Raw genomic sequence first — 1,903 nt, 5'->3', positions numbered from 1 at the left:
GAGCCCCGTCCCTGCCGCCTCCACGCGACCCCGCCATCGCGGTCGCCGAGGAGTACGAGATCGCCCGCCGCAAGGGTACGGCCGAGGCGCTCGAGCTGTTCATCGCGCGCCACGGCGACGACCCGCTCGCGGAGAAGGCCCGCGCCGAGCTGCGGCGGCTGTCGCGCTGAGGGAAGCGCCGGCATCCGATTTCGCAGGCGGCGGCGGTTGCGCAGGCTTGCCGCCTGATTTTTCAGCACTATGGTGGCCCTGCAATCGAATACCGGAGCCCATCAAGATGCCCATTCCGCATGCCTCGCAGGCGCTGTCGCGCTTCACCGTGCTCGATCTGACCCGCGTGCGGTCCGGGCCGACCTGCGTGCGCCAGCTCGCGGACTGGGGCGCCAACGTCATCAAGATCGACGCGCTGACCGAGGATTCCGGCGGCGAGCAGCCCGGCGGCCCCCGCCATGGCTCCGACTTCCAGAATTTGCACCGCAACAAGCGGGCGATGACGCTGAACCTGAAGGACGAGCGCGGGCTCGCCGTGTTCAAGCGCCTCGCCGCCAGGGCCGACGTGGTGGTCGAGAATTTCCGCCCCGACGTGAAGGACAAGCTCGGGATCGACTACGAGACCCTGCGCCGGATCAATCCGCGCCTGGTCTATGGCAGCATCTCCGGCTTCGGCCAGGACGGCCCCTATCACAAGCGGCCGGGCTTCGATCAGATCGCCCAGGGCATGGGCGGGCTGATGTCGATCACGGGGGCGCCGGGCGGCGGTCCGATGCGGGTCGGCATCCCCGTCGCCGACCTCTCGGCCGGGCTGCTCTGCGCCATCGGCATCCTCACCGCGCTGCTGGAGCGCGAGGTGTCGGGCCAGGGCCAGTGGGTGCAGACCTCGCTGCTGCAGGCCCAGATCTTCATGCTCGACTTCCAGGCGGCGCGCTGGCTGATGGAGAAGGAGGTCGCCAAACAGGCCGGCAACAACCATCCGACCAGCATCCCCACGGGCGTGTTCAGGACCTCGGACGGTTACATCAACATCGCCACCACGGGCGGGCGGATCTGGGAGCGCTGCGCCCAGGCGATCGGTGCGCCGGAGCTCGTCGCCGATCCCGACTACGCCACCGCGCCCGCGCGCTCGAAGAATCGCGACGCCCTCAACGCCGAGATCGAGAAGCACACGGTGACGAAATCGACCGAGACCTGGGTGAAGGAGCTCAACGAAGCCGGCGTGCCCTGCGGGCCGATCTACGCCATCGACCAGATGTTCGAGGACGCGCAGGTGAAGCATCTCGGCATCGCGCAGGACGTGCCGAACGAGGAGAACCGCCACATTCGCCTGGTCGGCCAGGCGGTGACGCTGTCGCGCACCCCGAGCCGCATGGCGGCACGGCCGCCGGAATTCGGCGAGCAGACCGACGAGGTGCTGGCCGAGTTCGGCTTCGATGCGAAGGAGATCGCGAGCCTCAGGGCTGCCAAGGTCGTGTAGGCATCGTCACTGAAGCAACGACCACCCTGGAACGACAAAGCCCGGCGCGAGCCGGGCTTTGCATGCATTCGTGCGTAACAGCTCAGTACTTGGCGACCACCGGGCCACCACCGAACTGGTAGTTCACGCCAACGCGCAGGATATTGTCCGTGAACCGCGAGGAATAGGACGCGCCGGCATTGGCCCGAACAGGAACCAGGATGGTCGTCGCGACCGGACCGGCGCTGACCGTGCCGAGATCCATGTAGAGATATTCCAGCTTTGCGGTCCAGTTGCCGCCGATCTTGCCTTCGATGCCGGCACCAGCGGTCCAGCCGGCGCGGGTCGAAGAGTTTCCGAACGCCACCGTGACCGGAACGCCGTTGACGTTCTGTCCAGTGATGCTGGCGTCGGTCTTCAATTCGCCATAGGCGAGACCGCCGGTCCCGTACA

2 protein-coding genes are annotated in these 1,903 nt (G+C 67.4%); one reads left to right on the top strand and one right to left on the bottom strand.

Annotated elements, in window-relative coordinates; translation table 11 throughout:
- Positions 1 to 277: 277 nt before the first annotated feature.
- Positions 278 to 1,471 (top strand): CoA transferase, encoded by a 1,194-nt coding sequence (locus KGM94_RS25145; protein WP_300265438.1) that lies wholly within the window; start codon positions 278 to 280, stop codon positions 1,469 to 1,471.
- A gap of 82 nt (positions 1,472 to 1,553) precedes the next feature.
- Here the strand turns inward: KGM94_RS25145 and KGM94_RS25140 are convergent.
- On the bottom strand, positions 1,554 to 1,903 hold a 350-nt coding region (locus tag KGM94_RS25140), incomplete at its 5' end, for an outer membrane beta-barrel protein (RefSeq protein ID WP_300265435.1).

The organism is Bradyrhizobium sp. (assembly GCF_028868675.1).
In the GTDB taxonomy this organism is placed as follows: Bacteria; Pseudomonadota; Alphaproteobacteria; order Rhizobiales; family Xanthobacteraceae; genus Bradyrhizobium.
This window is presented reverse-complemented; position numbering and strand designations above follow the sequence as displayed.

Coding starts and splice junctions, on each gene's coding strand:
- KGM94_RS25145 (WP_300265438.1), top strand. CDS start 278: ATGCCCATTCCGCATGCCTCGCAGGCGCTGTCGCGCTTCACCGTGCTC.